Genomic DNA, 25,777 nt, shown 5'->3' on the forward strand with positions numbered 1-25,777 from the left:
CGTTGTAATAAGGAGGGACCCACAAGGTGGGAGGATTCCTTATTGCTAAGGGTATAGAAATGGCTGATGTCTTATTTCTCGGCAGCCCCTTTTGCTCTATAATTCGTTATTTTAAGGGCTGACGGTCTAATGAAGTATTCTACCCGGTAGTCCCTGTCAGCACAATCACGCTTCTTGGCCCTATAGCAAGGCTGTCCTTTACGATTCTTCCGGACTTCTGTTCTTCTACCCATGTATTTGCCCTGATTTCCCAGTGCATATCTCTGGGCAGAGTGGGAAGCGATACCGTAAGCTCCTCCCAGTAAGCATTGGAAGCAAGATAAACAGCTTCCGGCCTCTGTCCCTGTTCCTGTCCGGCAAACATCACGCCCACATACCGATCATACTCCTCAAATGCGCGCTTCCAGGGCTCCACCCCATGAAAGCTTACATCCGGAAATCCCAACGCTCCGTCACTGATATTTGTCCGCAGTACACGATGCTCTTTCCGGAAGCGGATCATATACTGGAAAAACCGGAACATCCCCTGATTTTTGGAAAGCAGGCGCCAGTCCAGCCAGGAGGTAAGATTGTCCTGACAGTAGGCGTTGTTATTGCCAAACTGGGAATTGCAGAATTCATCTCCGGCCAGGAACATGGGAATGCCCCGGCTGCACATAAGCACTGCAAAGGCATTGCGCATAAGCCGGCGTCTCAGCTCCAGAATGGCAGGATCCTCCGTCTCGCCCTCCACACCGCAGTTCCAGCTATTATTGTCATTGGCTCCGTCCGTATTGTTCCATCCGTTCTTTTCATTGTGTTTCATATTGTAGGAAAACAAATCATTCAGCGTAAATCCGTCATGGCAGGTAATAAAATTCACAGAAGCATTTTTTCTGGAAAGGGCTCCATACATATCCCGGGAACCGCCGATCCTCTGGGCTGCCGCTTTCGCCATCCCGGCATCGCCTTTCAGATAGCGTCTCAGATCATCCCGATAGCGCCCATTCCATTCTGCCCACCGGTTCCAGGAGGGAAACGTACCCACCTGATACAAGCCGTCTGCATCCCAAGCCTCCGCAATCAGCTTTACATCGCCCAATATGGGATCAAAGGCAAGGGACTGCAGAAGAGGCGGATCGCTCATAGGCGTGCCGTCTTCATTTCGGGACAAAATAGACGCCAAATCAAAGCGGAAGCCGTCTACCCGATAAGTAGTGACCCAGTAGCGCAGGCAATCCAGAATCATCTGCCGCACAATGGGATGATTGCAATTTAAAGCATTGCCGCAGCCGCTGAAATTATAATATTTTCCATCCGGGGTCAGCATATAGTAAATATTGTTGTCAAAGCCTTTAAAGGAAAAGAACGGGCCGCATTCATTGCCTTCCGCCGTATGGTTAAACACCACATCCAGATAAACCTCAATTCCGTTTTGATTAAATTCCATTATGAGGCTCTTAAGCTCATTCCCCTCCCGGTTATATTCCCTGCTTGCCGTATAGCTGGTATTGGGCGCAAAGAAGCTTACCGTATTATACCCCCAGTAATTGCAGAGCTCCTGTCCGTCCACCTGCCGGTAATCCTGCATTTCATCAAATTCAAAGATGGGCATCAGCTCTACCACATTGACGCCAAGCTCTTTCAGATAAGGCAGCTTTTCCCTAAGTCCGGCAAAGGTACCCGGCTTAAAAACGCCTGAGGATTCATGCTTTGTAAAACCCCGAACATGCAGCTCATAGATGATCAGATCCTCCATAGGCAAAAGCGGAGCCTCCAGATCACCCCAGTCAAAATCATCCTTGACAACTCTGGCTTTATAATGCTTTTCCGAAGATGAGGATACCCCCCACTGACTTTGTCCTGTAACTGCTTTGGCATAAGGGTCCAGAAGATACCGATTTCGATCAAAAATAAGGCCCTTCTCCGGCTCATAAGGGCCGTCTACCCGATAGGCATACTCAAACTCCTCAATATTCAATTTAAACACAATCATGGAATACACATTGCCGATGCGGTAATGCTGAGGAAACGGGAGCACGGCATAAGGCTTCTCCTCTTCTCTATGGAAGAGCAAAAGTTCAATGGAGGTTGCTCCATGGGAATGGACCGTGAAGTTCACGCCTCCCGGAATTGCCGTAGCCCCATTGATTTCATAAAAGCCGGGGCGCACATCATAGCCGTCCAACTGATCTAACGGAACCAAATGAATCGTTCTGGGAAGAATCACCTCTTTAATGTGCTCACTCTCTTTTTGCACCATGTTTTCTATTTTGTTGCTCTCCATAAAATACCTCCTTACCATTTATCCTCCCCAAAAAACACCCCAATTTCTTATGTAAAACGCTATAAATTGCGGCCGTCCATAACCCTTGACAGCCTTTTCGTTTATCCGATACAATAATGTAACGAAAGGAGGACTTTGACTATGAAACTAAAAATGCACTTCTTTTCTTTCCTGAGCTTCAGCCTTTTGCTCCTGATCCTTTCACTGACAGCTTGCAAAAAAACGGCTGATCCCATTACAAAAACCAGTTTTAAATTAAATACGGTGGTAACAATCACTATTTACGATTCCTCAGACACGTCACTTCTGGACAATGCCTTGGCCCTCTGTGATACTTATGAAAATCTCCTTAGCCGCACCCGTGAAAACAGCGAGCTTTACCAGATCAATCAGGGAGTAAAAAAAGATCTCTCCCCTGAAACAGAGGAACTGTTGAAAATCGCTCTCTCCTACAGCCGCTTATCCTGCGGACTTTTCGAGCCAAGCATCGGACCGATCTCAAGCCTGTGGGATTTTCACGGGGAAGATCCGGAAGTACCGGATGACGCTCTGATTCATGCTGCCCTGCCGCTGGTAAATGCGGAAAAAGTCCGCCTTTCCAACCATACCGTCACAATGGACTCCGGTATGATGCTGGATCTGGGCGCCATCTCCAAAGGCTATATTGCCGACCGCATCAAGGAATATCTCATAAAGCAGGGAGTGAAAAGCGCTGTGATTGATCTTGGCGGCAATGTGCTCTGCATAGGGAACCGACCGGACGGCACGCCCTTTCAGATTGGAATCCGTCAGCCCTTTGATGAGGCCAATACAGCGGCCACGATTCTTTCCATCACCGATCAGTCCGTAGTTACCTCCGGCATCTATGAGCGCTGCTTTGAAAAGAACGGCATCCTCTACCATCACCTCTTAGATCCCAACACCGGCTATCCCTGTGATAACGAGCTGGCTTCCGTAACAATTGTCTGTGAGCACTCCGTAGACGGAGATGCTTTAAGCACCTGCTGTTTCCTTATGGGAATGGAACAGGGTATGGAACTTATTAACAGCCTTCCTGATATTCAGGCAATCTTTATTACGCGTGAAGGAGAGCTTCATTACTCAGAAGGATTTCCTAATTAAACAATCGATTACTATGAAAGATCCTTTTCTGCGCAGCAGAAAACTAAGTTCAGGGATGCCCCATGCACCACTGCCGATTTTCATTTATGGTGGTGCGTCAATGGGGTGCATGTGGGTTTACTATGGTATTTTGTCAGCGCCGTCTTCCAAAAGCTCTGGGAACTGTTATTTTTTCAATAATCGGCGTCAGCAGATTGGCCAGAAGAATGGCATAGGATACGCCCTCCAAAGCACTGCCGTACAACCGAAACATAGCAGTCAAGGCCCCTATAATTGCCCCATAAATAATCTGTCCCCGTTTGGTAATCGGGGAGGTGGTATAATCCGTAGCCATAAACCAGAAGGCCAGCATCAAACCGCCGCTGCAAAGCTCCTGAATCAGATAAATATCATCAAATCCCCTGCCGCCGAAAAAAATCAGCATTCCGGTAAATACCATAAAACAGGAAGCCGGAATCCGCAGGTTGATAATCCCAAGAGCCAAAAGAAAGATGGCTCCCAGCAAAATAGCAAGGGCTGAGGTTTCGCCAATGCAGCCGCCTGTATTCCCAAGAATCAAAAAGAGGGGATCTGTCACCTGGCCCTGTTTTAAAACCTCTAAAGGCGTAGGGCCTGTATATGCATCACAGGTAAAGCTTGTCATATGCTTCGCAAAAGAAATCAGCAAAAAACAGCGTCCGGCCAGAGCCGGGTTCACAATATTTTGACCAATCCCCCCAAAAAACATTTTCACAACCAATATAGCAAAGATTCCCCCTGCCGCTCCAATCCAAAGGGGTGCATTCACCGGAAGGGACAAGGCCAGCAAAAGCCCTGTAACTACTGCACTGAAATCTCCCACTGCCACGGGCCGATCTGCAAATGCCTGATAGGTAAACTCCGTAAGCGCACAGGTCACAATGCAGACAAGCATGTGATACAGTGCACGTATGCCGAAATTATAGATTCCAAACCCGGCGGCAGGTAGCAGGGCTAAAATCACAAGCCGCATTATTTTGGAAGTGGACATAGCGCCTCTTATATGAGGAGATGCCGACACATTCATTAGTTTTTCCATCCATCCTTCTCCTATTTTTTGGTTCTGCATCTGTCATCCAACGCATAAAATCAGATGCTCTTTATCTTTTTCCTTTCGCAAGCAGCCCCCGGCGCATAGCCCGGATAGACTGGGTCAGATGCCGCCTGGCCGGACATACATAGCTGCAGCTTCCGCATTCTAAACATTCCATTCCATACAGATTCCGAAATTCTTCTTCCTGAAAATGCTCTGCCAGATCTGCCAGTTTGGCCGGAAGCAGACCCTCCGGGCATGCCTCCACACAGGATCCGCAGCGGATGCAGGCACTGGGTCTGAACCGTGCCACATCATCCTTGGTCATACAAAGTAATGCCGAAGAAGTCTTTACAATGGGCACATTCAGATCAAAGAGGCTGATGCCCATCATAGGACCGCCTGCCACAAATTTCTTCGGCTCTACAGCAAATCCCCCGGCAGCGTCAATAAGCTCAGCATAACTGGTTCCAATAGGAACATTGAAATTGCACGGATTTACAAGAGCCTTTCCGGTGACAGATACCACTCGCTCTGTCAGCGGCCGTCCAAAGACCAGTGCATGATAAATAGCACAGACCGTATCTACATTGTGAACAATACAGCCTGCATCTGCCGGTAGCTTGGAGGAATTAATCTCCTTTCCTGTACAGGCATAAATCAGCATCCGTTCGGATCCCTGAGGATATTTTGTCTCCAAGACCTTTACTTCCATCCGACTTTCCTTGCCGGCCGCAAACTGCAGCGCTGTTATGGCATCTCTTTTGCTGTCTTCAATGGCAAAGACACCTACCGCCCGTTCAAAAAGACTTAATATCATCTTTAAACCCATGACCAGCCATTCCGGATTCTCTACCATCCGGCGGTAGTCTGAGGTCAGATAAGGCTCACACTCAGAGCAGTTGACAATTACATAGCGTATCTTTTTGGGATTTTTTACTGCCAGCTTTACATGAGTCGGAAAGCCGGCCCCTCCCATTCCTACAATACCAGCCTTCTGAATCTGAAGAATCCGATCTCCCGGCTCCAATTCCTGCCAGGGTTGGAACCTTTCTATGGGCATCCGCTCATATTGATTATCATTTTCTACTACAATGGATAATATCTGATTGCCGGAAACTGTCATACGAGGCTCAATCGCCTTTACAATGCCTGACACAGATGCATGAAGGGGCACCGAGATATAACCGTCTGCTTTTGCAATCATCTGCCCCTTTAAGACCCTGTCTCCCACCTTCACAATAGGAACGGACGGGCCTCCGATATGCTGGGAAACCGGGTAAACCAATTCCCCTTTGGGATAATATTCCTGAATCGGCTTTTCTCTTGTAAATCGTTTCCGCTTGTGGGGATGGATTCCCCCCTTAAAAGTTGAATGTGCCATAAGTTCCTCTCATCTTTGTCATACCTATAAGATATCTTTTGTTTATTATTTCTTTTTCCGATCACGCAGAGCCTGTGCATGGGATTTTATATGAGGATAAGCATTTATGGTACGGCGTGTAAACATACTGCCCCAGCTTCGAAGCTGCTCATAACGGCTCTGCAGACCTGCAATACGTTCCTCGATCTGTACTTTTAATTCCTCCTGTGCAGCCTTACGCTCTGCAAGAGGCAGCTCCCCGCCAAAGGCCGCCAGTGCATCCAGACGGGCCTCCAGCCGCTTTCTCAATTCGGTACCCCGTTCCAGCCCATGGTAATTCTCCAAACGCTCCTTAAGCTCCTCTGCGGACTGAAAAAGACGGGTGGACTGCATGTATTCGTAAAGCTCATCAATAACTGCATCCATATTCCGCAGCTTCTCGCCAATCTGCATGGCATTCATAAAGGACATTCCAAAGTCCACTGCATACACCAAAGAAGCCGCCGTTACAAGAACTTTTCCCACAGACACCGAATAGAGCGCCACAATCCGATCCACCATCGGCTGAAATCCATAGAAGAGAATAACGGAAAAAATGCCCCATCCCAGGGATGCTCCCAGACAGATTCTTCCCTGAAAATTGTATTTATTGCAGCTGTAATCCCACCAACTGGCGTGAAAGATATGTTCCATTAAAACTGCTGTAAAATACTCCAGAATCGTAGGGAACAGTACCCCGCCAAGATAGAGCCAAAACAGATTTCCGGAAATGGGCTTCAAGATAAGATAGACACTTACAGCGCCGAGGCCGTAGATGGTACAAACCGGCCCGATCACAAAGCCGCGGTTCACCCATCTTTTTTCCTTTGCCGATACATAACAGCTCTCCCATACCCAGCCAAAAAAGCTGTAAATAAAGAGCCAGTTCAGGATATGGTAAAGATCGACCCCCAGAATCTGCCGCTCCCACATAGAAGCAAACCTCCTTTGTGTTTCGATATTTCAAATGCATGCATCTCTTAACAAGGCACGAGGACACGCACGCAGTGCATGTCCTCCCGTCAACTTATCACATTTTTAATTTCCTGTCAGCAAGACGCGTGCCGCTTACGCACGTATTTGACTTATGCTTTATTCTTCCTCTGCAGAAACTGCATCAATATCTACATCAGCTACATCTTCGTCGTAGTCTTCTTCCTGAACATCCAGCTGTGGCTGAAGGCTCTTCATGCTCAAGCTGATCTTCCGATCTTCCTCATTGAAATCTACAACCATAGCCTCGATCTCCTGACCGATGGAAAGAATGTCTGCCGGCTTCTCCACATGCTCTCTGGAAATCTGAGATACATGAAGAAGTGCATCCACGCCCGGCTCTAACTCTATGAAAGCGCCGAAATCTGTCATTCTAGCCACTCGACCATCCACAATGGTGCCCGGTGCATACTTCACCGCAGCATCCAGCCAAGGATTCTGATCTTCAAACTTAAGGCTTAAAGCAATCTTGGTATCGTTGATATCCTTAATCAGAACGCTGATCTCCTGTCCTACTTTGAATACCTTCTTGGGATTCTCTACGCGCCCCCAGGACATCTCAGAGATATGGAGCAGACCGTCAGCGCCGCCCAAATCTACGAATGCACCGAAATCTGTCACATTCTTAACAACACCGTCTACTACATCACCCACTTGAATGCGCTCAAAGAGGGCTTTCTGCATCTCAGCCTTCTCTGCCATCACCAGCTGCTTGCGGTTGCCGATGATTCTGCCTCTTCTGGGATTGAACTCGGTAATAATGAAGCTGATCTCCTGTCCTTCGTACTTCGCCAGATTTCTCTCGTAGGTATCGGATACCAGGCTGGCAGGGATAAATACTCTGGACTCGTCCACTACAACGCTCAAACCGCCATCCAACGCCTGAGTTACCTTTGCAGTCAAAACTTCTCCATTCTCAAATGCTTCCTTCAAACGCTTGCTTGCTCTCTCAGCAGCCAATCTCTTGTAGGTCAGAAGTACTTGTCCCTCTCCGTCATTTACTTTCAGCACCTTTACTTCCATGGTGTCGCCAACAGATACGCAGGTGGTTAAGTCCATCGGAGTGTTGCTGTATTCGCTCTTGGTAAGAATACCGTCTGACTTGTAGCCTATGTTTAAGATGATCTCATCTTCTTTGACATCAATAACAGTGCCTTCGACAACCTCTCCATTCCGTATTGTTTTTAATGAATCTTCCAGCATTTGTTCAAAACTTAATTCCGACATGTGTTTGAACCTCCTCAATAATTTTCTTTGGGGTGGAAGCCCCTGCGGTAATACCTACGCAACGAATGGATTGCGATGACTTTAAATCCAAATCCTCTAGTTCCTGTATATGGTAAGTATTTTCACATTCCTTTTTACATATTTCAAATAGCTTCTGTGTGTTGGAGCTGTGGCTTCCGCCTATGACGATCATGGCATCTACCCTGGATGCTATCCGCCTGGCTTCGGTCTGACGCTCTTCTGTGGCACTACAGATCGTATTTAAAACAATTATATCATACCCCTTTTTTGAAATAATTTCAACCATATCTTTAAATTTCTTGTAGTTAAATGTCGTTTGAGACACTACACAAAGTTTTCCCTTCGGATCCATTGTAAAGTTTTGGGCTTCTTCTACAGATTCTACCACATAGGAGGGAGTGCGGCACCAGCCCCGGATGCCTTCTACTTCCGGGTGTCTGGCATTGCCTATGATTAGTATATTTCTTCCCAGGGCGCCCTCTTTCTGGACGATGCGGTGGATTTTGCGGACGAACGGGCAGGTGGCATCTACTAGATTAATGCCCTTTTTCTCCAGTAGATCATAGATTTCCTTTCCTACACCATGGGCACGTATAATGACTGTTCCTTCTGTCAGGTTCAAAAGCTCTTCTTTCGATCTTAGTACTTGAACGCCCTGCGCCTCTAGCTCCTGGACTACGGCTTCGTTGTGGACGATGGGGCCGTAGGTGTAGATGGGGGCGGTTCCTTCTTTTATCTGGGTCTGTACTGTGTCTACGGCTCTTTGTACACCGAAGCAGAAGCCGGCGGTTTTGGCTAGTATTACTTCCATGGGGGTCCTTTCTTTGCTATTTGTGTGTTGGATTTTTGTTTGTTTAAGGCGGACGCAGTCAGGAGGCCCTATATCCTCCCTGCTCCGCTTCGCTAACACGCCTTCCGGATATAGGGCCTCCTGACTGCTGGTACTATATATAAGGCGGTATACAAAAGCGAATTGAAAAAGATGGTGTATAATAGGGTGTTTTATACAAAAGGTTGTTGGGGTCGTGGGGGAAGCGGGGGGTTATCTGCGGTAGTTTATGGACAAAGTAGATAGCGCTTCCTCGTGGGTTAAGGGGCAGAGATGGAGATCTGCTTCCTTGAGATTGGGCATTTCCAAAAGGAGACGGCAATCGGAAAAGTTGGTTCCGTATAAGGACAGCTTGCGAAGGTTTTTGCATTTGCTTAAAAAGGTGAAGTCATCTACATAGATGTTTTCTATGATGAGTGTACGCAGACTGGTCATTCTTCCGACTACGGACCAGTCATGGAGATCGTAGTAATAAGGCTCTGGAGGAAAGTATTCGGAGGGCGGACAGATGTAGAGTGTATCGATTCCCTCTTTTCTGCCTCTGGGCTCAAGCTTTAAGGTTTTAATACGTCCCAGATCTTTGGACCAGTCATAGGCGGTTAACGGAAGGCGGTTGAAGTTCTCTTTTATTGCAAAGGCTACAAGGGGATGAATGGCTATGCCGTCCGGTCTGCGGGGGCGATTCATCCCCAAATCTTTCTCCTGATTAGGCGTAAGCAGCAGATGATATGGGTTATATCTTGGCTTTGGGATGGCCTGTACTGCCTGATATAGCTGCTGTGTCAGCTCCCCTCTGTCCGGCTCTCTTCGGTTGGCAGTGATAAGATCATGGTAGTCTCCGCTGACTGCATAAAAATACAGTCGCTCCTGCACGGTGTCCAGACAGCAGCCTGCCTGTTCAAGCCGTATTGGATCAATTCCTCTCTCGGAAAGCACTCTCTCAATCTCTGGCAGCTTGGTATAGCGTTCCTTGCTGTGATATCCATATGCTGCCTCTGAAAGCATACACTTTAAAAAGGCTTCCGTATTATCTGCACATTTTTTAAAGGTAATAAAATCGTCTTCAGTGCTCATATAAATCGGAGGATCAGGCTGGCCATCCAACAGATCTTTAAGGAGATAGCCTGCATTCCATACCCCCTGGTTTTCCGTCCAGATCAACAGATAGTTCGCCGTAACCGTATGCCATTGTTCTTCCGTAAGCTGCCACAAGGTGAAGTATTCATTATCCGCATAGTCATTTTGGCAGCCATTCCTTCGGGCTTCTTCAAATTCTTCTTCCCATTCCTCCAGTGTCTCATGGATTGCCTGGTATGAAGTAAATATTTCCTCCGGCGGACTATTGAGCCCGTTATGCCTGGTATTAATAGCATCCTTGCCATATTCCAGAAGAAATCTGCGGTAGCTTAATGGAAAGGATGCTCCCATCCCCTTCTCCGCTGCTTCAATCTCTGCTTCGCTAAAGCCTTTATGCTCTCCCTCGTAAAAGAAATCCATCAATTCCTGAATACTCAAATCATACTTCAACATACACACAGCCTCACTCTACACCACACCAACTACCACAATCACTACCTACATTCAGCGGAACGGATGATATCTACCTTCACGCTTGTTAGCCTTGCAGGCGGTTGCGTGAAGGTAGATATCATCCGTTCCGCCCCACCCCACTGCGTTCCACTTGTCTATCTTTCCTTCACCAATGCAAGAATCCTCTCCACAACCTCCCGAATAGTCAAATCAGAAGAATCCAAAAGCACCGCATCCTCAGCCTGCCGCAAAGGTGAATGCTCCCTTGTCATATCCTGATGATCACGCTTTGCAATGTCAGCTTCTATAACATCCAGATCACAAACTTCGCCTTTAGCTGTTAACTCATCATACCGCCTCTTCGCTCGGCAAGCCGTAGAAGCCGTCAAATAAACCTTCACATTTGCCTCGGGCAGAACGCAGGTTCCGATATCACGGCCATCCATCACTACATTCTCCCGGCTTGCCAGGATTCTTTGAAGTTCAACCAGCTTCTTTCGTACGTCCGGATTTGCAGAGGATACGGAAGCCATATTCCCCACTTCCTCGGTGCGCAAAAAGGACGTTACATTCTCACCGTCAAGAAGCACCTGCTGAAGTCCGTTTTTGTAGGCAATGGTAATGTCTGCCTTCTGGCTGGCAGCACTGATCTGCTCCGAATCATCTACGGGAATCTCCCTGCGCAGTAAATATAGGGCCATAGCCCGGTACATAGCGCCGGTATCTACATAGATAAAATCAAGCTGCTTGGCAATTTCCTTTGCAATGGTGCTTTTTCCGGCTCCTGCGGGGCCGTCGATGGCGATTTGATAGCTCATAATTTTTGCTCCTGTCTTTCTATATTTATACCTTATCGGACAAAGTCCGCCAGTCCCGAAGGGACATGCATTAATGGGGTACCCGTAGGGTATACTTTCTGCAGAATGTCTTACTCTCTGCAGCAGATACATATTCCTTGTTATATCTGTGCTTTTGCTCAAACGGCATTCCCTGCCGCATAGGCAGTGGACCATGCAATCTGGAGATTAAAGCCTCCGGTAACTGCATCCAGATCCAGTACCTCTCCAATGAAATAAAGGCCGGATACCAACTTGGATTCCATGTTGGAGGGATTGATCTCTTTGACGGACACCCCGCCCCGTGTGATAATGGCTTCTTCAAAACCCCGAAGGCCTGTGACGGTCATTTCCAGATTTTTTATAAGGCGGATGAAACGCTGTCGTTCCTCCTTGGAAATCTCATGAACTTTTTTATCCGGATCGATGCCTCCCAAGGAAATCATTACCGGTGTCAGCTTGGCCGGAAAAAGTCCGGATACTGCGTTTTTGAAAGCTTTGTTTCTATTTTCTGCAAAATCCCGAAGGATTCGCTGATCTAACTGCTCCAAAGTAAGGGCAGGTTTTAGATCGAGGGCAAGAATAAGCTCCTGTTTTGCCGCAAGCTTTCCCACATAGCTGCTGGCTGTGAGAATCAAGGGGCCGCTGACGCCAAAATGAGTAAACAGCATCTCTCCAAATTCCCGATACAATTCTTTTTTTCCCTTTCGAATGTGAATCTCCACATTTTTTAAAGAAAGGCCCTGAAGATCTTTTACAAATGCTTCCCGGATATTAAAGGGAACAAGGGAGGGCTGGCAGGGATTTACTTTATGTCCAAGCTTCTTGGCAAATCGAAAGCCGTCTCCGGTTGAACCGGTACTGGCATAGGACAATCCACCGGTTGCTGTAAAAACGGCGTCTCCCATGATCTCTTTTCCGTCAGACAGACGGATCCCTCTGACCTGGTTTTCTTCTATTAAAATATCCGTAACTTCTGAGTGTAGATGCACTTGAACACCAGATTTTTTCATACAGCGGCGCAGAGCATCCAGCACATCTGCCGCCCGGTCAGAGGCGGGAAATACTCTGCCGCCCCGTTCCGCCTTTAATGCGACGCCTGCTTTCTCAAAAAAGTTCATTACATCCTCATTGGTGAAGCCGTAGAAAGCGCTGTAAAGGAACTTTTCATTGGTGCAGACGCTTGCGAAAAGAGTATCCATATCACAGGCATTGGTCAGGTTACAGCGTCCCTTGCCCGTAATGTAGAGCTTCTTGCCTGTTTTCTCATTTTTCTCAAAGATATGGACTTCATGCCCCTTTTGTGCTGCAAATACAGAGGCCATCATACCGGCGGCTCCGCCGCCGATGATCAGAATTTTGCTCATAATGCTTCTCCTCTTTTGACAAAGTACAGTTTACCATATCTCCGAACATGGTACAAGCATTGATTAAGTACTTAATATTTTGCGTAATATTTTGAAAAATAGGGAAAACCTGAAGTTGCAAAGATCTGCAGAAATAAATCCTTATCCGAAATTGGAATAAGTTGCTGATAATTCCTGTCAAGGACTTAATAGTCAAAAATACTTTGAATCGCATCTGTGATATCAATGATATCCGGATAATGAATGCGGGTCACTTTTTTAAAACCTCGATACCGCAAATCTACCAACCGCATCTGCTCACACATGACGATTCCCTGAACCTCATCTGTCTCAATGGGAATATGTAAAGGATCCAAAAATGTATCCTTTACAATTGGACACAGGATAGCCTGCTCTGTCCTGTTAAAGAAATTTTTACTCGTAACCAGATAATATCCCTTTAATCCTTCTACGGCAATAATATCTCCCTGCTCTATCTCCATATTTCACCACCTTTCCCGACCTTCCGGATCACCCCAGTCAAATTCCTCATAAGGCCCTAATTGACCGCCGAACTCTTTGGCACGTTCTTCCAGGGTGCGGTGCTCTTTTTTTGTCTTTTTCAATACGATACCTCCTTCGATTAATTCTATTTCTAATAAGTCATTATTTTGGATTCCTGCCAAAGCCAGCAATTCCTTAGACAAACGGATTCCCTGGCTGTTTCCCCATGCTTTTACCTGTGCTACCATAGCACACCTCCCGCCTTTGTATATACATAGTATATCCGTGCGGGCATCATTCTGTCAAGTAAAATTCTAACATTTTTATAGTATATCCTGCAGGCATCGTCCGATAAGATATGATTAATAGTCAGATATCTCATATGCCGGATAGGGATGATCCGGATGATAGCCCAATTGCTCTGCCAAAGCAACAGACTCCGGATTCTGGGCATCCCAGCTTGGGTATATGCAACGTTTCAGGCATTCCAAAATAAGTGTGGCTCCGCAGGCTCTTGCCAAGCCCTTTCTTCGATGCTCCATTTGTGTATCAATCTGAATCTCGATCCCTCCTTTATAGGAAGAATAGGAGGAAGCACCGGCAGCCACTTTACTATCTTTTATAACAGCAAATCCCAGACCCAGACTTTCATATTCCGCAAAGCTTTTATATTGCCCCACCAGATCCCGGCTCCATTCCATTTCTTTGCATTGCTCATATAAATCCTGTGTAATTGGTTTAATTTCGTATCCATCGGGCAAATTTACTGCCATTTTATGAAGCTTCTTTTTGTCAAAATTATTTTGCTCCTTTTTTAGCGCATAACGAGTAACTTCCTTTGCTTTCCCTCCCCAGCACTCCCGGATCATCTGGCCCCATTGCTCATTTTGAGGAACCATAATCATAAAATTTTGTTTGCTCTCTTTCGGCTTATATGAAGCAAGAGAGCGGCTTGGCTCTCCGGCCAGAAAGCAGAAATCTCCAAGGATGGCTGCTGCAGAAAGCGGATTCTTTTGGCAATCGCCATAAATATTCCCCATAATTCCCTGAAGACAAGACCAGATTACGGTTTCCTCCCATCCGGCAAACAAAGCGGATGCACGCTCTGGCTTTTGCAAACGTTCTATACATTTTTCCATCCTTGAAAATTCTCCTTTTTAAGTTGCTGTACAATGGTACTAAAGTGATTGTTTCTATTTTATTTCAACAACCTCCCAGGTTTCTGTTCCCTCCAGACAGCGCATGGAGATTCGGTCTCCCGGCTCGTAACGGACGATTCCCACAAAATCAGCCAGACTAATTTCAAAAATATCGTTGGAGTTTTCCAGCATTAAATAATAATAGGTATTGCCTTCAATTACTCCAGGTGTAATCTTGCGGATGACGCCTGTGCGCTCCTTGATGGCGTCCTCATCCGTCTGAGTAATCTGGTTTTCCGCCATTAAAGCCCGATATGCCTTTTCACACTCTGCCACGGTATCTCCAATAGCCACAATCTGATAGCGCTGTATATTGACCATCGCATATTTTTTCACCAAACCTGCGTCATCCTTCAGAGCCAGAAAATAAGTAGGCTCTCCGGAGATATTAAGCAGCAACGGAAAGGCTGCCTGGTATCCTAAGTGCTGCACTTGGCCTTCTGCTGACGACATGGCTGAATACTCTTCTGCTCCGGCGCAGGTATAATATCTGGTTTCCATGGTTCGCTGATTCATCAGTACAAAGCCCACATTGGACTCATCGCCAGATACGGAAGTGACACCTGTATACACCCATACATCATCTTCCATGGCAATGTAGTTATAGCCGTCTGTGGTCTGCAGACAGTCACGCTGTCCTAAAATGCTGTTAAAGAAGCCATTTTTCAGAATTCCGTGATAGTCATAGAGCTGTACCAGAAGATCCGCCGGATAAACACGGTCTACCCATTCCGGCACCTGATCTACATCCATGCTCTGAGTTTCCCCTGTAATGGCGTTGCACAGAACAACCTTTCCAATGGTCTGACCGCCAAACAGTCCCACATTGAACTTCTTAACCGGACAGATCCAGTAGGGGATTCCTTCGTCATCAATCTCAAAGCTGAGCTGATCGAAGATGTAGGTAGGATAGTTAAAACGCAGGTGACGATAAATGTTTCTCCCAAAATACTCAGACATGGAATACCGAATGGGCTGTGTCAGCTTGATACATTCTGTTTCCTGTGTTGCCATATCGATCATGATATAGGCCGGAATGCCGTCTGCCTGATTGGTCAGCCATTTGATGGGACTTGCATAAACAAGCGGCGTTACACGGACTGGCTTTCCCTGATAGTTAATCTGACTGTAGAGGGTGCTGACCTCAAACTGTGACACATATTCCACCATAGTTCCCATTTTCCGATTGCCCAAAAGCTCTGCGGAGGCTTTATCCAGAAGAGGGATCTGGGTATAATCTACAGGCTTGATGTCTTCAGTAAATTCCCGGTTTTCTACTGTCAGGAGCTGCTGGTACTTCTTTGCATTGACAATAGGGGAAGACAGAAGACTTCCGATAAGCAATACCAATACCATAAGGACCAGAAATCCAAAGCCCAATTTGGTAAAAGTAAAGCCCTTTTCTTTTTCATATTCTATTTTTCCGCCTCTTGTAAGACGGATTTTCCGCCATGAGAATAAAAGGACAATGACAGCCCAGCCGCAGATCAGGAACATCCAGGTACCTGTGGAATGGATGTTGAAGGCTGGAATGGTCACATAGTAATAGATACAGGCCGCTAATAGAATCAGGATAATAAGAGGCAGTCTTTTTAAAGATTTTTTCATTGAATTACTTCCTTTCCTTAAATCTGCACATGTTTTTTGTGCATAGGGGATGCCCGGAGGGCGTTCCTTAGATCTGCACATGTTTTTTGTGCATAGGGGATGCCCGGAGGGCGTTCCTTAGATCTGCACACGTTTTTTGTGCATAGGGGGATGCCCGGAGGGCGTTCCTTAGATCCGCACACGTTTTTTGTGCATAAAGGTATACCTGAAGAGCCCTATGCAGGTGAAGTAAATTATTTTACCCCAATTTGTAGGTATAGGGGGTATTGTACTCTGTTTTAGAGAATTTTACAAGAAATTTTATATACTTTATTTACTGCTTGATTTACCTGCTTATTCACATATTTAGTTCCTGCACATACTTGAGTCTTGCAAGCTTTCAGATCTACTTACAGCATTTCTACATTCTGTTTTTTATTACATTTTAAATCAATTTCCCCTTTAACCATTTTCCACGAAAAAGACGAATCAAAAACAAAATCCCCCGAACGCAAAGCTCCATGCACATGGCAATCCACACGCCGGCAAGTCCCAGGCGGGGCGCTAAGAGAAGGGAAAGGGTAATGCGGACACCCCACATGCTCGCAAGATTCATAACACTGGGCACCAAGGTATCTCCCGCTCCCCTTAAGGCTCCTGCCGCAACAATGGATGCCGCAAACATAGGCTCCGCAAATGCCTCAATACGAAGAACCTTTGTACCAAGGACACGAATAGCTTTATCCGGCGTGAGCAAGGAAAACATCCTTGGTGCAGCCAGGTACATCAAGCCTCCTGTGCAGGTCATAATGGCAATACCAAGAATCACGGAAAGACGGGCATAATCTTTGGCCAGCTTCTCTTCTCCTGCCCCTATGCTCTGTCCCACCAGTGTGGTAGCTGCCGCTCCGATTCCGTAGCCGGGCATGTAGCAGAGGCTTTCTGCCGTCACACCAAGAGAATTCGCCGCAACCGCCACCGTTCCAAGGGGTGCTACAATACGTGTCCCTGCAATCTGCGCACCGCATAAAATGGTGTGCTCAAGAGCCAAGGGAAGAGCCAGACGAAAGGAGGTTTTGATACATTTCTTTTCCAAATGCCACGTTCCATGCCGTTCCAACCTTAAGGCCATAGAGCGAAAACAAACGGCATAGAGTATTAAAATTGCCGTAACCAGCTCTGCCAGAGCCGTGCCAAGAGCGGCTCCAGCAACTCCAAGACTTGCTCCCGGTATGGTAAATGCAACTCCATAAAAAGAAATATGCCTGACAGGAAAAATCAGCAGGCTGTTAAAAATCACATCCAACACACACATAAGAATGTTCAATTGGCTGGGGGTACGCATATCGCCGCTGCATTGAAGCATATTGCCTGCCGTGTGGCGGAGCTGAACGGCGGGAAGGGCACAGGCATAGATCAGAAAATAGCGGGAGGAATTTTTACAGACCTCCGGCTCTCCCCCAAGCCAAAGAGGAAGAGAATGACTGATTCCCGCTCCGATCACAGAAAGGCCCACTCCAAACAGGAAGGTACACAAAAGAGCCTGACGTAAAACCTTTCGCACACCCTCCTCCTGTCCGGCGCCAATCAATTGTGCCACCTGCACCGAAAATCCGGCTGCCGAGGCCATGCACAAACCGCCGAAAAGCCAGGTCGTACTGGAAACAAGGCCAATGGCCGCCGTTGCCTTTGCTCCCAGGCTTCCCGCCATGGCTGCGTCAATATATTGCATAATAATGGAGCTGATTTGAGCAAGTATGGCCGGAATGCTAAGCCGAATAACCCGCCCCAGGCATTCCTTTTGAACAGTAAAATTCTTCAATGTCTTAACTCCGTTTTTCATAAAAGTCTTCTTAAAGTAACCAGCGTTTTTACTAAACTCCAAAACGTATTACAAACAGAACACCTATTCTTTGCAGGAATAAAGCCGTCTACTTTCTGCATGCAAACGGCTTTATCTCATAATTCCACACCTGATTTTCCAACCTGCAAGCTTTTGGCAGCCGCAAATGTCAGGCTTTCTTCTTTTCAAAGAAATGATCAATCTCTTTCTTAATCTCCGCCGGTTTTGAATTCTTCAGAAGATAGCCTGCCGGTTTTAAGGGCATTACCTTTATCATGCTCTCCGGATCACGTCTTCCGGTCAGGAAAATAACAGGAATATCTTCAAATTCCTTTTCAGAACGAAGCATCTCTAAGGTCTGCCGTCCATCACAAACCGGCATCTCATAGTCCAGCAAAATCAGATCGGGCCGATTCAAGGTAATGGCTCGAATTGCGGCCACTCCGGATTCGACTGATGCAATCTCATAATCTTCTCCCAAAAGGTTTTTCATACCCTCTCGAATGGTCATGGAATCGTCAACGATAAGTATCTTAGGCTTTAAAGCTTCCTCCTCAGCCTGTTCCTCCCGCTTCATCAGATACTTCTCTACTTCTTCCATAGCATTCTCTTTTTCAATGGGAGTACCCACCCCCTTCTCTAAGAGATGAGGCGCAATCACACAGTAGGCAAAGTAGCCTGAGCCTGTATCGAACAGCAAGCTGGCCTGTACCTTTTCCTTGTCAAATATTCTTTGAAGCTCTTCATAGGAAAGAAGATTCTCTTCCTTCAGCTTATAGCCTTCCATATCCGGAAAATGCTCCATAGTACGGGCCACAAACTGCCGGGATGTATACCTGGCCGCATGTATGATCTTGGTATCCAGCTTATTCGTCTGAATTCCCATAATCTTTCCAACGGTGTTAATTAACAGCTTTTCCTCAAATACCAGGATAACCTCCTGCCGTTTTTCATCCTCATTCGTCCCATAAACCAGGCGGTAATAGACTCCTTTTCCGAATTTTTCTCCCCTATAGGCGCTGCTGATCATCCGGGATTCCAGATGGAACATATCAAATACAAGCTGAACGATCACCTTTTTCAGGGTGTCCAGCTCTTCTCCCGGCAGTACCTTTTCCCAGTCGCTTGTGCGTTCGCCCGTAATGGCCTGATCTTCTGTCAGGGTATGCCCAATCAGCCACCCGGCACAAACTCCCAGAAAATGATCTATCGCATCCTGGGAGTAATTTGTCTGTTCCAGCTCCTGTTCCAGGGCCGGAAGCGTATTTTCTCGAAATTCCCTGTGTATCAGCTTGTGTTGTCCAATTCCTTCATACCCAATTGATATCATGTATGCTTCTTCATCTGCAAAGTGCTTTACCGCATGTCCCTTAAAAAACTTAATTCCCTCCTGACACGCCCACTGGCTGTTCTTGTCTTCTTCTTTCATAGCAAATAACTTGTTGATAATTTTAAAAAGCCTCTGGTGTTCCTTGTCGATATTGTCTACTCCAATATTAAACTCTTCTCGCCATACAAATCGGGTGTCCATATTAATATCCTCCTCTGCCATAAACAAATTTATACACTTTTTAAAGCTTTTTCGAAGTCTTATTATTACTATTCTGACTGTTCAGTATCTTCCCGGCCGCACGGCAAAATCTATTTCTTACGTTTCTGATTGCAAGTGCTTCGAACCGTACTGAATAGTTACTAATATTATACAATATAGTCTCCGGATTGTGCAATTTCAACTGTAAGCAGAATATTGCAGTTTCCAAGAAATGAGAAAATTTTTAAAGAACGTTTCCTGTGTGGGAAAACTTTTATTCTGTCAAATCATAGCTTTCCATAATCATCCTTTCAATTTCTTTTTTTGGCACCGTTCCATCCAGGATAATGGAATTCCAGTGCTTTTTGTTCAGGTGATAGGCAGGGACTACGGAAGGAAAGGTCTCTCTCCAGAGATCCCGCCACTGGGGATCGCATTTGACATTGATCCAGACATGACCATTTCGGTTGAAGATCCATGCAAATACCTTGTGATTGCTTTTATGCCGGATAACGCACCAGTTGGGATCGTGAAAGGGATAGTCCTCATAAGCGCCTTTCAATGTCAGACAATAGGCGATTGCTTCTTTTCTGTCTGTCATAATTCACTCCTGCTCTATATGAAGAATTCCACCGGTTTATATTGATCCAGCCCCTGCACATTTGCGGAATGATAGAATTCTTCAAAGATATCCAAACATTCTTCTTCCAGGCAGACCTTTTCTACAAGCCTGGTATGCTCTCCTTCTTCAATTCCTGCCTGAACAATGATCCCTTCTTTTCCCTGACATGCCTGTATATAGCGGATATTGTGACGGGCATCCGCCGTGGTCAGCGTCACAAATTCATCCTCATCACCAAACATATCCAGGATACAGTCCTCCGCATCCTCCCATGAATCTACCGTCTCATCCTTCTCCTGAGTTCGTACGTTCCATGGTACGGTGCAGACTGTTTTTCCAAAAAGTACATCTGTTGTTGTTTTCTTTTCTTTTTTCTTAAACATGGCATCTCCCCTCTCTGATAAATGCAATCTGTCTTGTCTTCTATTATATTTCATAATTTTGGTAATGGCAAGTCATGAAAAGGGACGAAATGAAGCTGCCGCAAAATAAGCCGGATGACTTGTTTTGCGGCAGCTCTAAGGCGAATGATTTGTAACTGTCCCGTACCTATAGAGTTCCAATTATTTCATAGAACTTACGATTTCTTTCATGGTTTCCGGCGGGATGCGTCCCTCTAAGGTATAGCGGATGCCCTCTGCTGCAAATATCATCAGCGTCTGAGGTGTGTATCCCTCCGGCAAGGCTGTCTGTTCCTCCGCTATGGTATCCCTAAGAACATTCACCGTATATCCCTGTTGGGAGGTAAAGGTTTCCACATATTTATAGCAGCCCATGTATTCCGTATCCAGTTCCTGCTGTGAGGGATCGGATATGATTTCGATCTTTAAATCCACGGGGGTTTTATAGACAGCTCCCTGGGTCCAAACATACCATTCATCATTTCCTTCTCTGGTATTGTCAATAGGCTCCCCTTTCCATTCTCGGATGTCTGTCACATCCCCCAGTATATATTCCTGAATATCAATTACATGGTAGCCCTCGCCAAGCTTTCTGTAAGATATCTTTGCAAAGGGATTCTCTGATGCAAGATCCGTATCCAGAAGCTTGATTCCCAACTCCTCTTCCAGCTCCCTAAAGGAGACATAGGTTTTTTCCACATCCCCGTATTCTGTCACGGTGCCCTCAACCGGATTAACGGCTGTAATCTCCATGGGATCCAAATCAGGAATTGCCTCCTGGTTCACCCGGATTTTGGAATACAGCAGGGAGCCTGCCGCAAATGCTGCAGTTCCGAACAGCAGAATACATAAAACCGCCGTAAGTACTCCGTATCGGATTCTATAGCCGTGTCCCGAAAAGGTCCCCCCCGGTTTTTTACTATTTTCTATCCGTTTCACAAAATCAGGAGATAATTTCATGTCACTTAACCCGCTGTCAATGCATTTTTTAATATCATTCATAAAAGTAGTCCTCCTTTAATTCCTGCTTTAACTGCTCTCTGGCTCTTTTCAGCCGTACCTTAACCGTGGATTCCTTTTTATTCAGCAGTCCTGCTATCTCCTTTATGGAAAGCTCCTGATAATAGAATAAAAGTACGGCTTCTCTGTATTTGGGCCTTAAATTGCCGATGGCTGTAAGCAGCTGTTCCCGATCTATGACGCCGTCATAATCCTCCGTATAGGAAAGTATGGGAAATTCCTCTTCCTTTTTTACGGAAAACCATCTGGTGCGCATCTGATTTTTACAGAGATTGACCGCAATCCGGGTTATCCATGTTTTGACGGATGATTGCTGCCGGAAACTGTCATAATTGTTGTACACTTGTAGAAATGTCTCCTGCACAACATCCTCGGCCAGATGGTAATCTTTCAGGTAGATGTAGCACATGCGCAGTATGCTGTCTCCATATTCCTTGATTAATTCTGATATTACTTTTTCTGCCGGCATCTGTCTTTCCTCCTTTCTGAAGATTAGACACGGGAAAGGGCGGACAGGTTACATTTTTTGCTGTAAATACCAGATTCGTCAGAGCACAATATCCTTTTATCACAAATCATGCTCCCATGGGCAGGGTAATAAAGGGGATAGGATGGAGTGTTTTTATATTCTTGAATCTCATTATATAGTATTAAAAACTAAATTTTATAGTTTTCAATACTATTAATTATAATCTTTTTTGACAAAATAATTGCATTTTTTGTTTAAATGTAGTATTCTGTATAACAACAAGCTTTGACGCCCCTTTTTGCAACAGTCAAAGCATCATCTTTTACATAAAGAAGGTTTTTAATATGACAGAAACATTTCATATTATCAGTGACGGATCCTGCGATCTGCCTCCTAAGCTGGCACAGGAAAAAAACATAACCATAGTGCCTTTTTATGTGTCCTTTGATGATGAGCATTATCTTAAGGAAAATGTAGAGATTGATATCCGAGACTTCTATCAGCAGATGGTTGATAAAAAAGGCGTGTATCCCAAATCCTCCATGCCATCGATCCAAGATTATGAAGAAGCATTCCTGCCTTTTGTGAAAGCGGGGATTCCCGTAATCTGCATCTGCATTACCACAAAATTCAGCGGCTCCATGCAATCTGCCCTCAATGCCCGTGAACTTCTGCTGGAGACATATCCCAGCGCTGAAATCACCGTCATTGATGCAACTGTCAACACGGTTTTGCAGGGACAATATGTATTGGAAGCGGCGCAATTGCGTGATCACGGCTTCAGCTATTCCGATGCGGCGGCCCGCTTGGAAGAGATTAAGAGTACCGGAAGAATCTTCTTTACCGTTGGAAATATGGAATATTTAAAGCACGGCGGCCGGATTGGAAAGGTGGCTTCTCTTGCGGGAAGCGTTCTGGACATTCGCCCGGTGATCACGCTGAAGCAGGGAGAAATCTTCCCCTCTGGTATGGACAGGGGACGTAAGCGCACGGCCTGGAAAGCCCTGCAGCTTCTTTTGGCATACCTGCGTGAAAGTCCTCTGGGAATCGAATGCTACAGCCTTGCGGTTGGATATGGCTATGACCGGGAGGAAGGCTTGTCCTTCCGTAATCAGGCGCTGACTGTATTACAAAAAGAAGGGTATTCCATCAAGGAACTGCCCGTCTATCAGATCGGGGCTACCATCGGCGTACATACCGGGCCTTATCCCCTGGGATTTGGGGTTATTGAAAAAGGGATTCATTAAATGAACTATGGCTCTGCTGTGCATATCGGCAGGTATTTTTCCTGCTTCTGCTGGTGATTGCGTTCCCCCTGATTTGGGAGATTGACAGTGTTCTGTGGGCGAACTCCATTTCTGAAGGACTGTCCGGTTTTTTGGCACTGGTGCTTGTCAGACGGGAGCAGAAGGTATCTCATAGGAACAGGACGGTTTTTAAAGCTTCTTTTTCTACAGGTAAGGTTTTATACTTAATTCCGTCTGTTCCCCTACCTTCCTGCTTACCAGTTCAAATAAATTTTCCTTTGTTGCAAACAAGTTCTTCGGATTTCTTCCTATAATCAGGTACTGGTTCTTACCATCCAGAGAAATATATTTCCTTATATCATTATCCAACAATATATCGGCATTATCAATAACAATTAGCTTATTATCTGCCTCACTTATTATCTTCTTAATATCTTTCTGATAATCAAGATAATTGAAGCAAAGAATGTTTGGATTAAATGCCATACATTCTTTTATAAACGAAAAGCTTGCTGTCTTTCCGGTTCCCGAATCCCCAGTCAGAATTGTGATGTTATTTGAAAACGTAAAATTAACAATAAATGAAGTATGAATCGTTGAAAAATGATCCATCACAGCAGGTTTACTTTGCATCGCACCACCACTCCTTTAATTCTTCATAATCTGAAATTTGTCGCTCTCCTTTGCTTGTTCGAACTGTCACTTTTTCCATGTTAAAGGGGATCAATGCATAGTCACTATATACAAAGCCATTTTCCAGTCCATATAATATTTCCAATGCGTTACTGCCGCATTCTTTCAGACAGAACACCTTATCAGGATAATACAATACATTTAATACGGTTTTGCAGCCTGCCGAAAGCTGATCAATATTCAAAACAACATCATCAAATCTTGACTGAATTCTATATTTGCCAAGAAACTTGGAAGCATCAATTTTTTCAATAATCCCACTTGCTCTTTCGTCCAGCACGGCAGCCGTATTTTGATTAAAAAACAGATCATTTAACTCTACATATTCTTTATTCTGAGGTATATCCTTCTTGGCTTTAAAAATTGTAATCACCTTGACACCTCCAATCCAACCCCTGCAAGCTGTTCTTTAAGGGATGTTCCTTCATAAAGCTTTTTCATTTTATCAAATAAAAGCAGCCTTCCATCATCTAAGCCACAGATATCGTTTTCCATGCGATTCTTCCATTCACAGCAAGATTTTACCCAACAGTCGCCAATTGTACTTTTTGAAACTTCAAACCCTGTATTTCTTGTCAAATCAAATAACAGTTTTGTTGCTAACTGCTCAATATTGTGCTCTTCTATATTTTTATCATATTCCATTATTTCCTGAATATCTTTATAGCTCCATTCGCCGGAGGTAATGGAATTTACCAGTTTTTCTCTTGCGGCTATGGAATCGGATCTCTTTACCAGAAATTCATCATCTGGTGCATAAATCCATGTTATCAGATCTCTGAACTCCAACAAAATATATTCAAAGCATACGATATCCACTATAACAACATTATCCTTTTCATCTGCATAATGCTTTAATAATTTTAGTTCCATTACAGCTTGAAGATTGTCAAAGGAATTATCAAAAATGATTACATATTTATTTTCAATATCCTTTAGATTTTTTACCGCTTTAACCAATTCACTGCTATTCTTTTTACTTTCAACTACAATCTCCGGACGAAGCTGATTTATGAAGGATTTCCAGAATGTATAGGCTGACTTACCTTTGCAATCTTCTATCCATAAAAACGTCTTGGATACCATCCGTTTACCTGCTTTCCTTAATTATACATAAATTAATTCATTTAATATTTTTACCACTTCCGGTTTCGGCATTTTTTATTTCCCTGTCTAATCGGCTGACCGTTATGATGTTCATCATAACTTTCCGCATCCGATCGGATAAATAAATTCGCCAAATTAAGCAAAAGCAAAATGATACACCTCCATGCATCTTGTTGCATTATTATACATCATTCTTTCGTAGGTACGCAATTCTAAAAAGCCTAACTATAGCCCCAACACCTCCATCCACTCCCCAGGCAGGGCAAACCACTCCAAATCATCATTCTGGCAGTAAGCCGCCCCCTGCTCCAGTGAATAGCAGCAATGAATCTCATACTGCAAAAACGGATAATCCGCATGATGCAGTATGAGCTTGCAGCCTGTCCGTCCCCTTGGGGGAAGCTCCGCCGCCTGTTCGGAGCTGCTGCCGTAAGCATTCACCAAGGCGGCAATCAGATCCGGATCATCCGTTTGTTTCGATTCCATATCATCATTATTCCAAACGACTGTTATGCAGGAAACCATTTCTGCCGTAGGCGGCCCAAGAGATACATCCTCACGCAGCCAAAGCCGCACATAAGTTCCTCCAAAATAAAAATTATGGGGCGATGTATAGAGAACCTTAAGCTCATCATCACCTGCAGCAGCATAGATATCGAATTCACTGCTGGAATCCTCTTCGCCGCAAATGCCAATCTGCTGGCCAAGCCCGTAAGCCAGTGTCCATACATCACCGCCATTGTAGTACATGGCACGCTCGTTGTCATTCCAATCTCTTCGGTACAGAACACCGTCAATGGTAAGAATCTCCGTATTATCTGCCAATGTTTCCATCCGATAAAAGGGATACTCGGCTTTTTGCCTGCACCCGGACAGAAAACATGTACACAGAAAAATTATAACAATGCGAATTGCCGTTTTCCTTTTCATT

Annotated in this window: 25 protein-coding genes; 2 read left to right on the top strand and 23 right to left on the bottom strand. The window is 45.3% G+C overall.

The window, feature by feature from the left end:
* Positions 1-139 precede the first annotated feature (139 nt).
* On the bottom strand, positions 140-2,242 hold the full coding sequence (gene glgX, locus VSQ61_RS05755) for a glycogen debranching protein GlgX (protein WP_334343661.1): 2,103 nt from the start codon (positions 2,240-2,242) through the stop codon (positions 140-142).
* A 165-nt stretch (positions 2,243-2,407) separates the two neighbouring features.
* On the opposite strand from glgX, the gene VSQ61_RS05760 reads away from it, so the two are divergent.
* Complete coding sequence (locus tag VSQ61_RS05760) at positions 2,408-3,388, top strand: FAD:protein FMN transferase (RefSeq protein WP_334343499.1); 981 nt, start codon at positions 2,408-2,410, stop codon at positions 3,386-3,388.
* Positions 3,389-3,521: 133 nt separating this feature from the next.
* On the opposite strand, the gene VSQ61_RS05765 is transcribed toward VSQ61_RS05760, so the two are convergent.
* From VSQ61_RS05765 to VSQ61_RS05850, 18 genes are all read right to left on the bottom strand, one after another.
* Positions 3,522-4,445 carry an RnfABCDGE type electron transport complex subunit D gene (locus VSQ61_RS05765; protein ID WP_334343500.1) on the bottom strand — a complete coding sequence of 308 codons (924 nt, stop codon included), beginning with the start codon at positions 4,443-4,445 and terminating at the stop codon, positions 3,522-3,524.
* A gap of 61 nt (positions 4,446-4,506) precedes the next feature.
* A complete protein-coding gene (gene rsxC / locus VSQ61_RS05770) occupies positions 4,507-5,823 on the bottom strand; it encodes an electron transport complex subunit RsxC (protein WP_334343501.1) in 1,317 nt (438 codons plus the stop codon).
* Between the two features lie 45 nt (positions 5,824-5,868).
* Positions 5,869-6,774 carry a putative ABC transporter permease gene (locus tag VSQ61_RS05775; protein WP_334343502.1) on the bottom strand — a complete coding sequence of 302 codons (906 nt, stop codon included), beginning with the start codon at positions 6,772-6,774 and terminating at the stop codon, positions 5,869-5,871.
* A 159-nt stretch (positions 6,775-6,933) separates the two neighbouring features.
* Complete coding sequence (rpsA, locus tag VSQ61_RS05780) at positions 6,934-8,061, bottom strand: 30S ribosomal protein S1 (RefSeq protein ID WP_334343503.1); 1,128 nt, start codon at positions 8,059-8,061, stop codon at positions 6,934-6,936.
* A complete protein-coding gene (gene ispH / locus VSQ61_RS05785) occupies positions 8,042-8,893 on the bottom strand; it encodes a 4-hydroxy-3-methylbut-2-enyl diphosphate reductase (RefSeq protein ID WP_334343504.1) in 852 nt (283 codons plus the stop codon). Before ispH ends, rpsA begins: the two co-directional genes overlap by 20 nt.
* A 231-nt stretch (positions 8,894-9,124) precedes the next feature.
* Complete coding sequence (locus VSQ61_RS05790) at positions 9,125-10,441, bottom strand: SMI1/KNR4 family protein (protein WP_334343505.1); 1,317 nt, start codon at positions 10,439-10,441, stop codon at positions 9,125-9,127.
* 155 nt (positions 10,442-10,596) lie between these two features.
* Positions 10,597-11,259 (bottom strand): (d)CMP kinase, encoded by a 663-nt coding sequence (cmk, locus tag VSQ61_RS05795; RefSeq protein WP_334343506.1) that lies wholly within the window; start codon positions 11,257-11,259, stop codon positions 10,597-10,599.
* Positions 11,260-11,417: 158 nt separating this feature from the next.
* Positions 11,418-12,644, bottom strand: coding sequence for a BaiN/RdsA family NAD(P)/FAD-dependent oxidoreductase (locus VSQ61_RS05800; RefSeq protein WP_334343507.1), 1,227 nt, complete (start codon positions 12,642-12,644; stop codon positions 11,418-11,420).
* Between the two features lie 185 nt (positions 12,645-12,829).
* Positions 12,830-13,126 carry a type II toxin-antitoxin system PemK/MazF family toxin gene (locus tag VSQ61_RS05805; RefSeq protein WP_334343508.1) on the bottom strand — a complete coding sequence of 99 codons (297 nt, stop codon included), beginning with the start codon at positions 13,124-13,126 and terminating at the stop codon, positions 12,830-12,832.
* Between the two features lie 3 nt (positions 13,127-13,129).
* Positions 13,130-13,375 carry an AbrB/MazE/SpoVT family DNA-binding domain-containing protein gene (locus VSQ61_RS05810; RefSeq protein WP_334343509.1) on the bottom strand — a complete coding sequence of 82 codons (246 nt, stop codon included), beginning with the start codon at positions 13,373-13,375 and terminating at the stop codon, positions 13,130-13,132.
* 114 nt (positions 13,376-13,489) lie between these two features.
* Positions 13,490-14,266 (bottom strand): GNAT family N-acetyltransferase, encoded by a 777-nt coding sequence (locus tag VSQ61_RS05815; RefSeq protein ID WP_334343510.1) that lies wholly within the window; start codon positions 14,264-14,266, stop codon positions 13,490-13,492.
* Positions 14,267-14,320: 54 nt separating this feature from the next.
* Positions 14,321-15,934 (bottom strand): CvpA family protein, encoded by a 1,614-nt coding sequence (locus VSQ61_RS05820; protein WP_334343511.1) that lies wholly within the window; start codon positions 15,932-15,934, stop codon positions 14,321-14,323.
* A gap of 424 nt (positions 15,935-16,358) precedes the next feature.
* Positions 16,359-17,756, bottom strand: coding sequence for an MATE family efflux transporter (locus VSQ61_RS05825; protein ID WP_334343512.1), 1,398 nt, complete (start codon positions 17,754-17,756; stop codon positions 16,359-16,361).
* Positions 17,757-17,925: 169 nt separating this feature from the next.
* Positions 17,926-19,287 (bottom strand): hemerythrin domain-containing protein, encoded by a 1,362-nt coding sequence (locus tag VSQ61_RS05830; protein ID WP_334343513.1) that lies wholly within the window; start codon positions 19,285-19,287, stop codon positions 17,926-17,928.
* Positions 19,288-19,561: 274 nt separating this feature from the next.
* Positions 19,562-19,888 (bottom strand): MmcQ/YjbR family DNA-binding protein, encoded by a 327-nt coding sequence (locus VSQ61_RS05835; RefSeq protein WP_334343514.1) that lies wholly within the window; start codon positions 19,886-19,888, stop codon positions 19,562-19,564.
* Between the two features lie 14 nt (positions 19,889-19,902).
* Positions 19,903-20,292 (bottom strand): hypothetical protein, encoded by a 390-nt coding sequence (locus VSQ61_RS05840; protein ID WP_334343515.1) that lies wholly within the window; start codon positions 20,290-20,292, stop codon positions 19,903-19,905.
* A 180-nt stretch (positions 20,293-20,472) separates the two neighbouring features.
* A complete protein-coding gene (locus VSQ61_RS05845; protein WP_334343516.1) occupies positions 20,473-21,312 on the bottom strand; it encodes a hypothetical protein in 840 nt (279 codons plus the stop codon).
* On the bottom strand, positions 21,305-21,799 hold the full coding sequence (locus tag VSQ61_RS05850) for an RNA polymerase sigma factor (protein WP_334343517.1): 495 nt from the start codon (positions 21,797-21,799) through the stop codon (positions 21,305-21,307). The genes VSQ61_RS05845 and VSQ61_RS05850 overlap by 8 nt, the downstream gene beginning before the upstream one ends.
* 344 nt (positions 21,800-22,143) lie before the next feature.
* Between VSQ61_RS05850 and VSQ61_RS05855 the strand changes: the two genes are divergently transcribed.
* Positions 22,144-23,046: a DegV family protein gene (locus VSQ61_RS05855; RefSeq protein ID WP_334343518.1), complete on the top strand. Its 903-nt coding sequence runs from the start codon at positions 22,144-22,146 to the stop codon at positions 23,044-23,046.
* A gap of 204 nt (positions 23,047-23,250) precedes the next feature.
* Here VSQ61_RS05855 and VSQ61_RS05860 read toward each other — a convergent pair whose 3' ends face one another.
* The 4 genes from VSQ61_RS05860 to VSQ61_RS05875 all read right to left on the bottom strand — a co-directional run bounded on the left by VSQ61_RS05860 (position 23,251) and on the right by VSQ61_RS05875 (position 25,776).
* Positions 23,251-23,679, bottom strand: coding sequence for an ABC transporter ATP-binding protein (locus tag VSQ61_RS05860; protein WP_334343519.1), 429 nt, complete (start codon positions 23,677-23,679; stop codon positions 23,251-23,253).
* A complete protein-coding gene (locus VSQ61_RS05865) occupies positions 23,669-24,112 on the bottom strand; it encodes a DUF4869 domain-containing protein (protein WP_334343520.1) in 444 nt (147 codons plus the stop codon). The genes VSQ61_RS05860 and VSQ61_RS05865 overlap by 11 nt, the downstream gene beginning before the upstream one ends.
* Complete coding sequence (locus tag VSQ61_RS05870; RefSeq protein WP_334343521.1) at positions 24,109-24,699, bottom strand: hypothetical protein; 591 nt, start codon at positions 24,697-24,699, stop codon at positions 24,109-24,111. Before VSQ61_RS05870 ends, VSQ61_RS05865 begins: the two co-directional genes overlap by 4 nt.
* A 372-nt stretch (positions 24,700-25,071) precedes the next feature.
* The gene (locus tag VSQ61_RS05875; protein WP_334343522.1) at positions 25,072-25,776 is read right to left on the bottom strand and encodes a hypothetical protein; all 705 of its coding nucleotides are present in this window, start codon (positions 25,774-25,776) and stop codon (positions 25,072-25,074) included.
* Position 25,777: the final 1 nt, after the last annotated feature.

Origin of the sequence: Candidatus Merdisoma sp. JLR.KK006, assembly GCF_036941035.1 — a bacterium.
Classification (GTDB): domain Bacteria; phylum Bacillota; class Clostridia; order Lachnospirales; family Lachnospiraceae; genus Laedolimicola.

Coding starts and splice junctions, on each gene's coding strand:
- glgX (WP_334343661.1), bottom strand. CDS start 2,242: ATGGTGCAAAAAGAGAGTGAGCACATTAAAGAGGTGATTCTTCCCAGA.
- VSQ61_RS05760 (WP_334343499.1), top strand. CDS start 2,408: ATGAAACTAAAAATGCACTTCTTTTCTTTCCTGAGCTTCAGCCTTTTG.
- VSQ61_RS05765 (WP_334343500.1), bottom strand. CDS start 4,445: ATGGAAAAACTAATGAATGTGTCGGCATCTCCTCATATAAGAGGCGCT.
- rsxC (WP_334343501.1), bottom strand. CDS start 5,823: ATGGCACATTCAACTTTTAAGGGGGGAATCCATCCCCACAAGCGGAAA.
- VSQ61_RS05775 (WP_334343502.1), bottom strand. CDS start 6,774: ATGTGGGAGCGGCAGATTCTGGGGGTCGATCTTTACCATATCCTGAAC.
- rpsA (WP_334343503.1), bottom strand. CDS start 8,061: ATGTCGGAATTAAGTTTTGAACAAATGCTGGAAGATTCATTAAAAACA.
- ispH (WP_334343504.1), bottom strand. CDS start 8,893: ATGGAAGTAATACTAGCCAAAACCGCCGGCTTCTGCTTCGGTGTACAA.
- VSQ61_RS05790 (WP_334343505.1), bottom strand. CDS start 10,441: ATGTTGAAGTATGATTTGAGTATTCAGGAATTGATGGATTTCTTTTAC.
- cmk (WP_334343506.1), bottom strand. CDS start 11,259: ATGAGCTATCAAATCGCCATCGACGGCCCCGCAGGAGCCGGAAAAAGC.
- VSQ61_RS05800 (WP_334343507.1), bottom strand. CDS start 12,644: ATGAGCAAAATTCTGATCATCGGCGGCGGAGCCGCCGGTATGATGGCC.
- VSQ61_RS05805 (WP_334343508.1), bottom strand. CDS start 13,126: ATGGAGATAGAGCAGGGAGATATTATTGCCGTAGAAGGATTAAAGGGA.
- VSQ61_RS05810 (WP_334343509.1), bottom strand. CDS start 13,375: ATGGTAGCACAGGTAAAAGCATGGGGAAACAGCCAGGGAATCCGTTTG.
- VSQ61_RS05815 (WP_334343510.1), bottom strand. CDS start 14,266: ATGGAAAAATGTATAGAACGTTTGCAAAAGCCAGAGCGTGCATCCGCT.
- VSQ61_RS05820 (WP_334343511.1), bottom strand. CDS start 15,934: ATGAAAAAATCTTTAAAAAGACTGCCTCTTATTATCCTGATTCTATTA.
- VSQ61_RS05825 (WP_334343512.1), bottom strand. CDS start 17,756: ATGAAAAACGGAGTTAAGACATTGAAGAATTTTACTGTTCAAAAGGAA.
- VSQ61_RS05830 (WP_334343513.1), bottom strand. CDS start 19,287: ATGGACACCCGATTTGTATGGCGAGAAGAGTTTAATATTGGAGTAGAC.
- VSQ61_RS05835 (WP_334343514.1), bottom strand. CDS start 19,888: ATGACAGACAGAAAAGAAGCAATCGCCTATTGTCTGACATTGAAAGGC.
- VSQ61_RS05840 (WP_334343515.1), bottom strand. CDS start 20,292: ATGTTTAAGAAAAAAGAAAAGAAAACAACAACAGATGTACTTTTTGGA.
- VSQ61_RS05845 (WP_334343516.1), bottom strand. CDS start 21,312: ATGAATGATATTAAAAAATGCATTGACAGCGGGTTAAGTGACATGAAA.
- VSQ61_RS05850 (WP_334343517.1), bottom strand. CDS start 21,799: ATGCCGGCAGAAAAAGTAATATCAGAATTAATCAAGGAATATGGAGAC.
- VSQ61_RS05855 (WP_334343518.1), top strand. CDS start 22,144: ATGACAGAAACATTTCATATTATCAGTGACGGATCCTGCGATCTGCCT.
- VSQ61_RS05860 (WP_334343519.1), bottom strand. CDS start 23,679: ATGCAAAGTAAACCTGCTGTGATGGATCATTTTTCAACGATTCATACT.
- VSQ61_RS05875 (WP_334343522.1), bottom strand. CDS start 25,776: ATGAAAAGGAAAACGGCAATTCGCATTGTTATAATTTTTCTGTGTACA.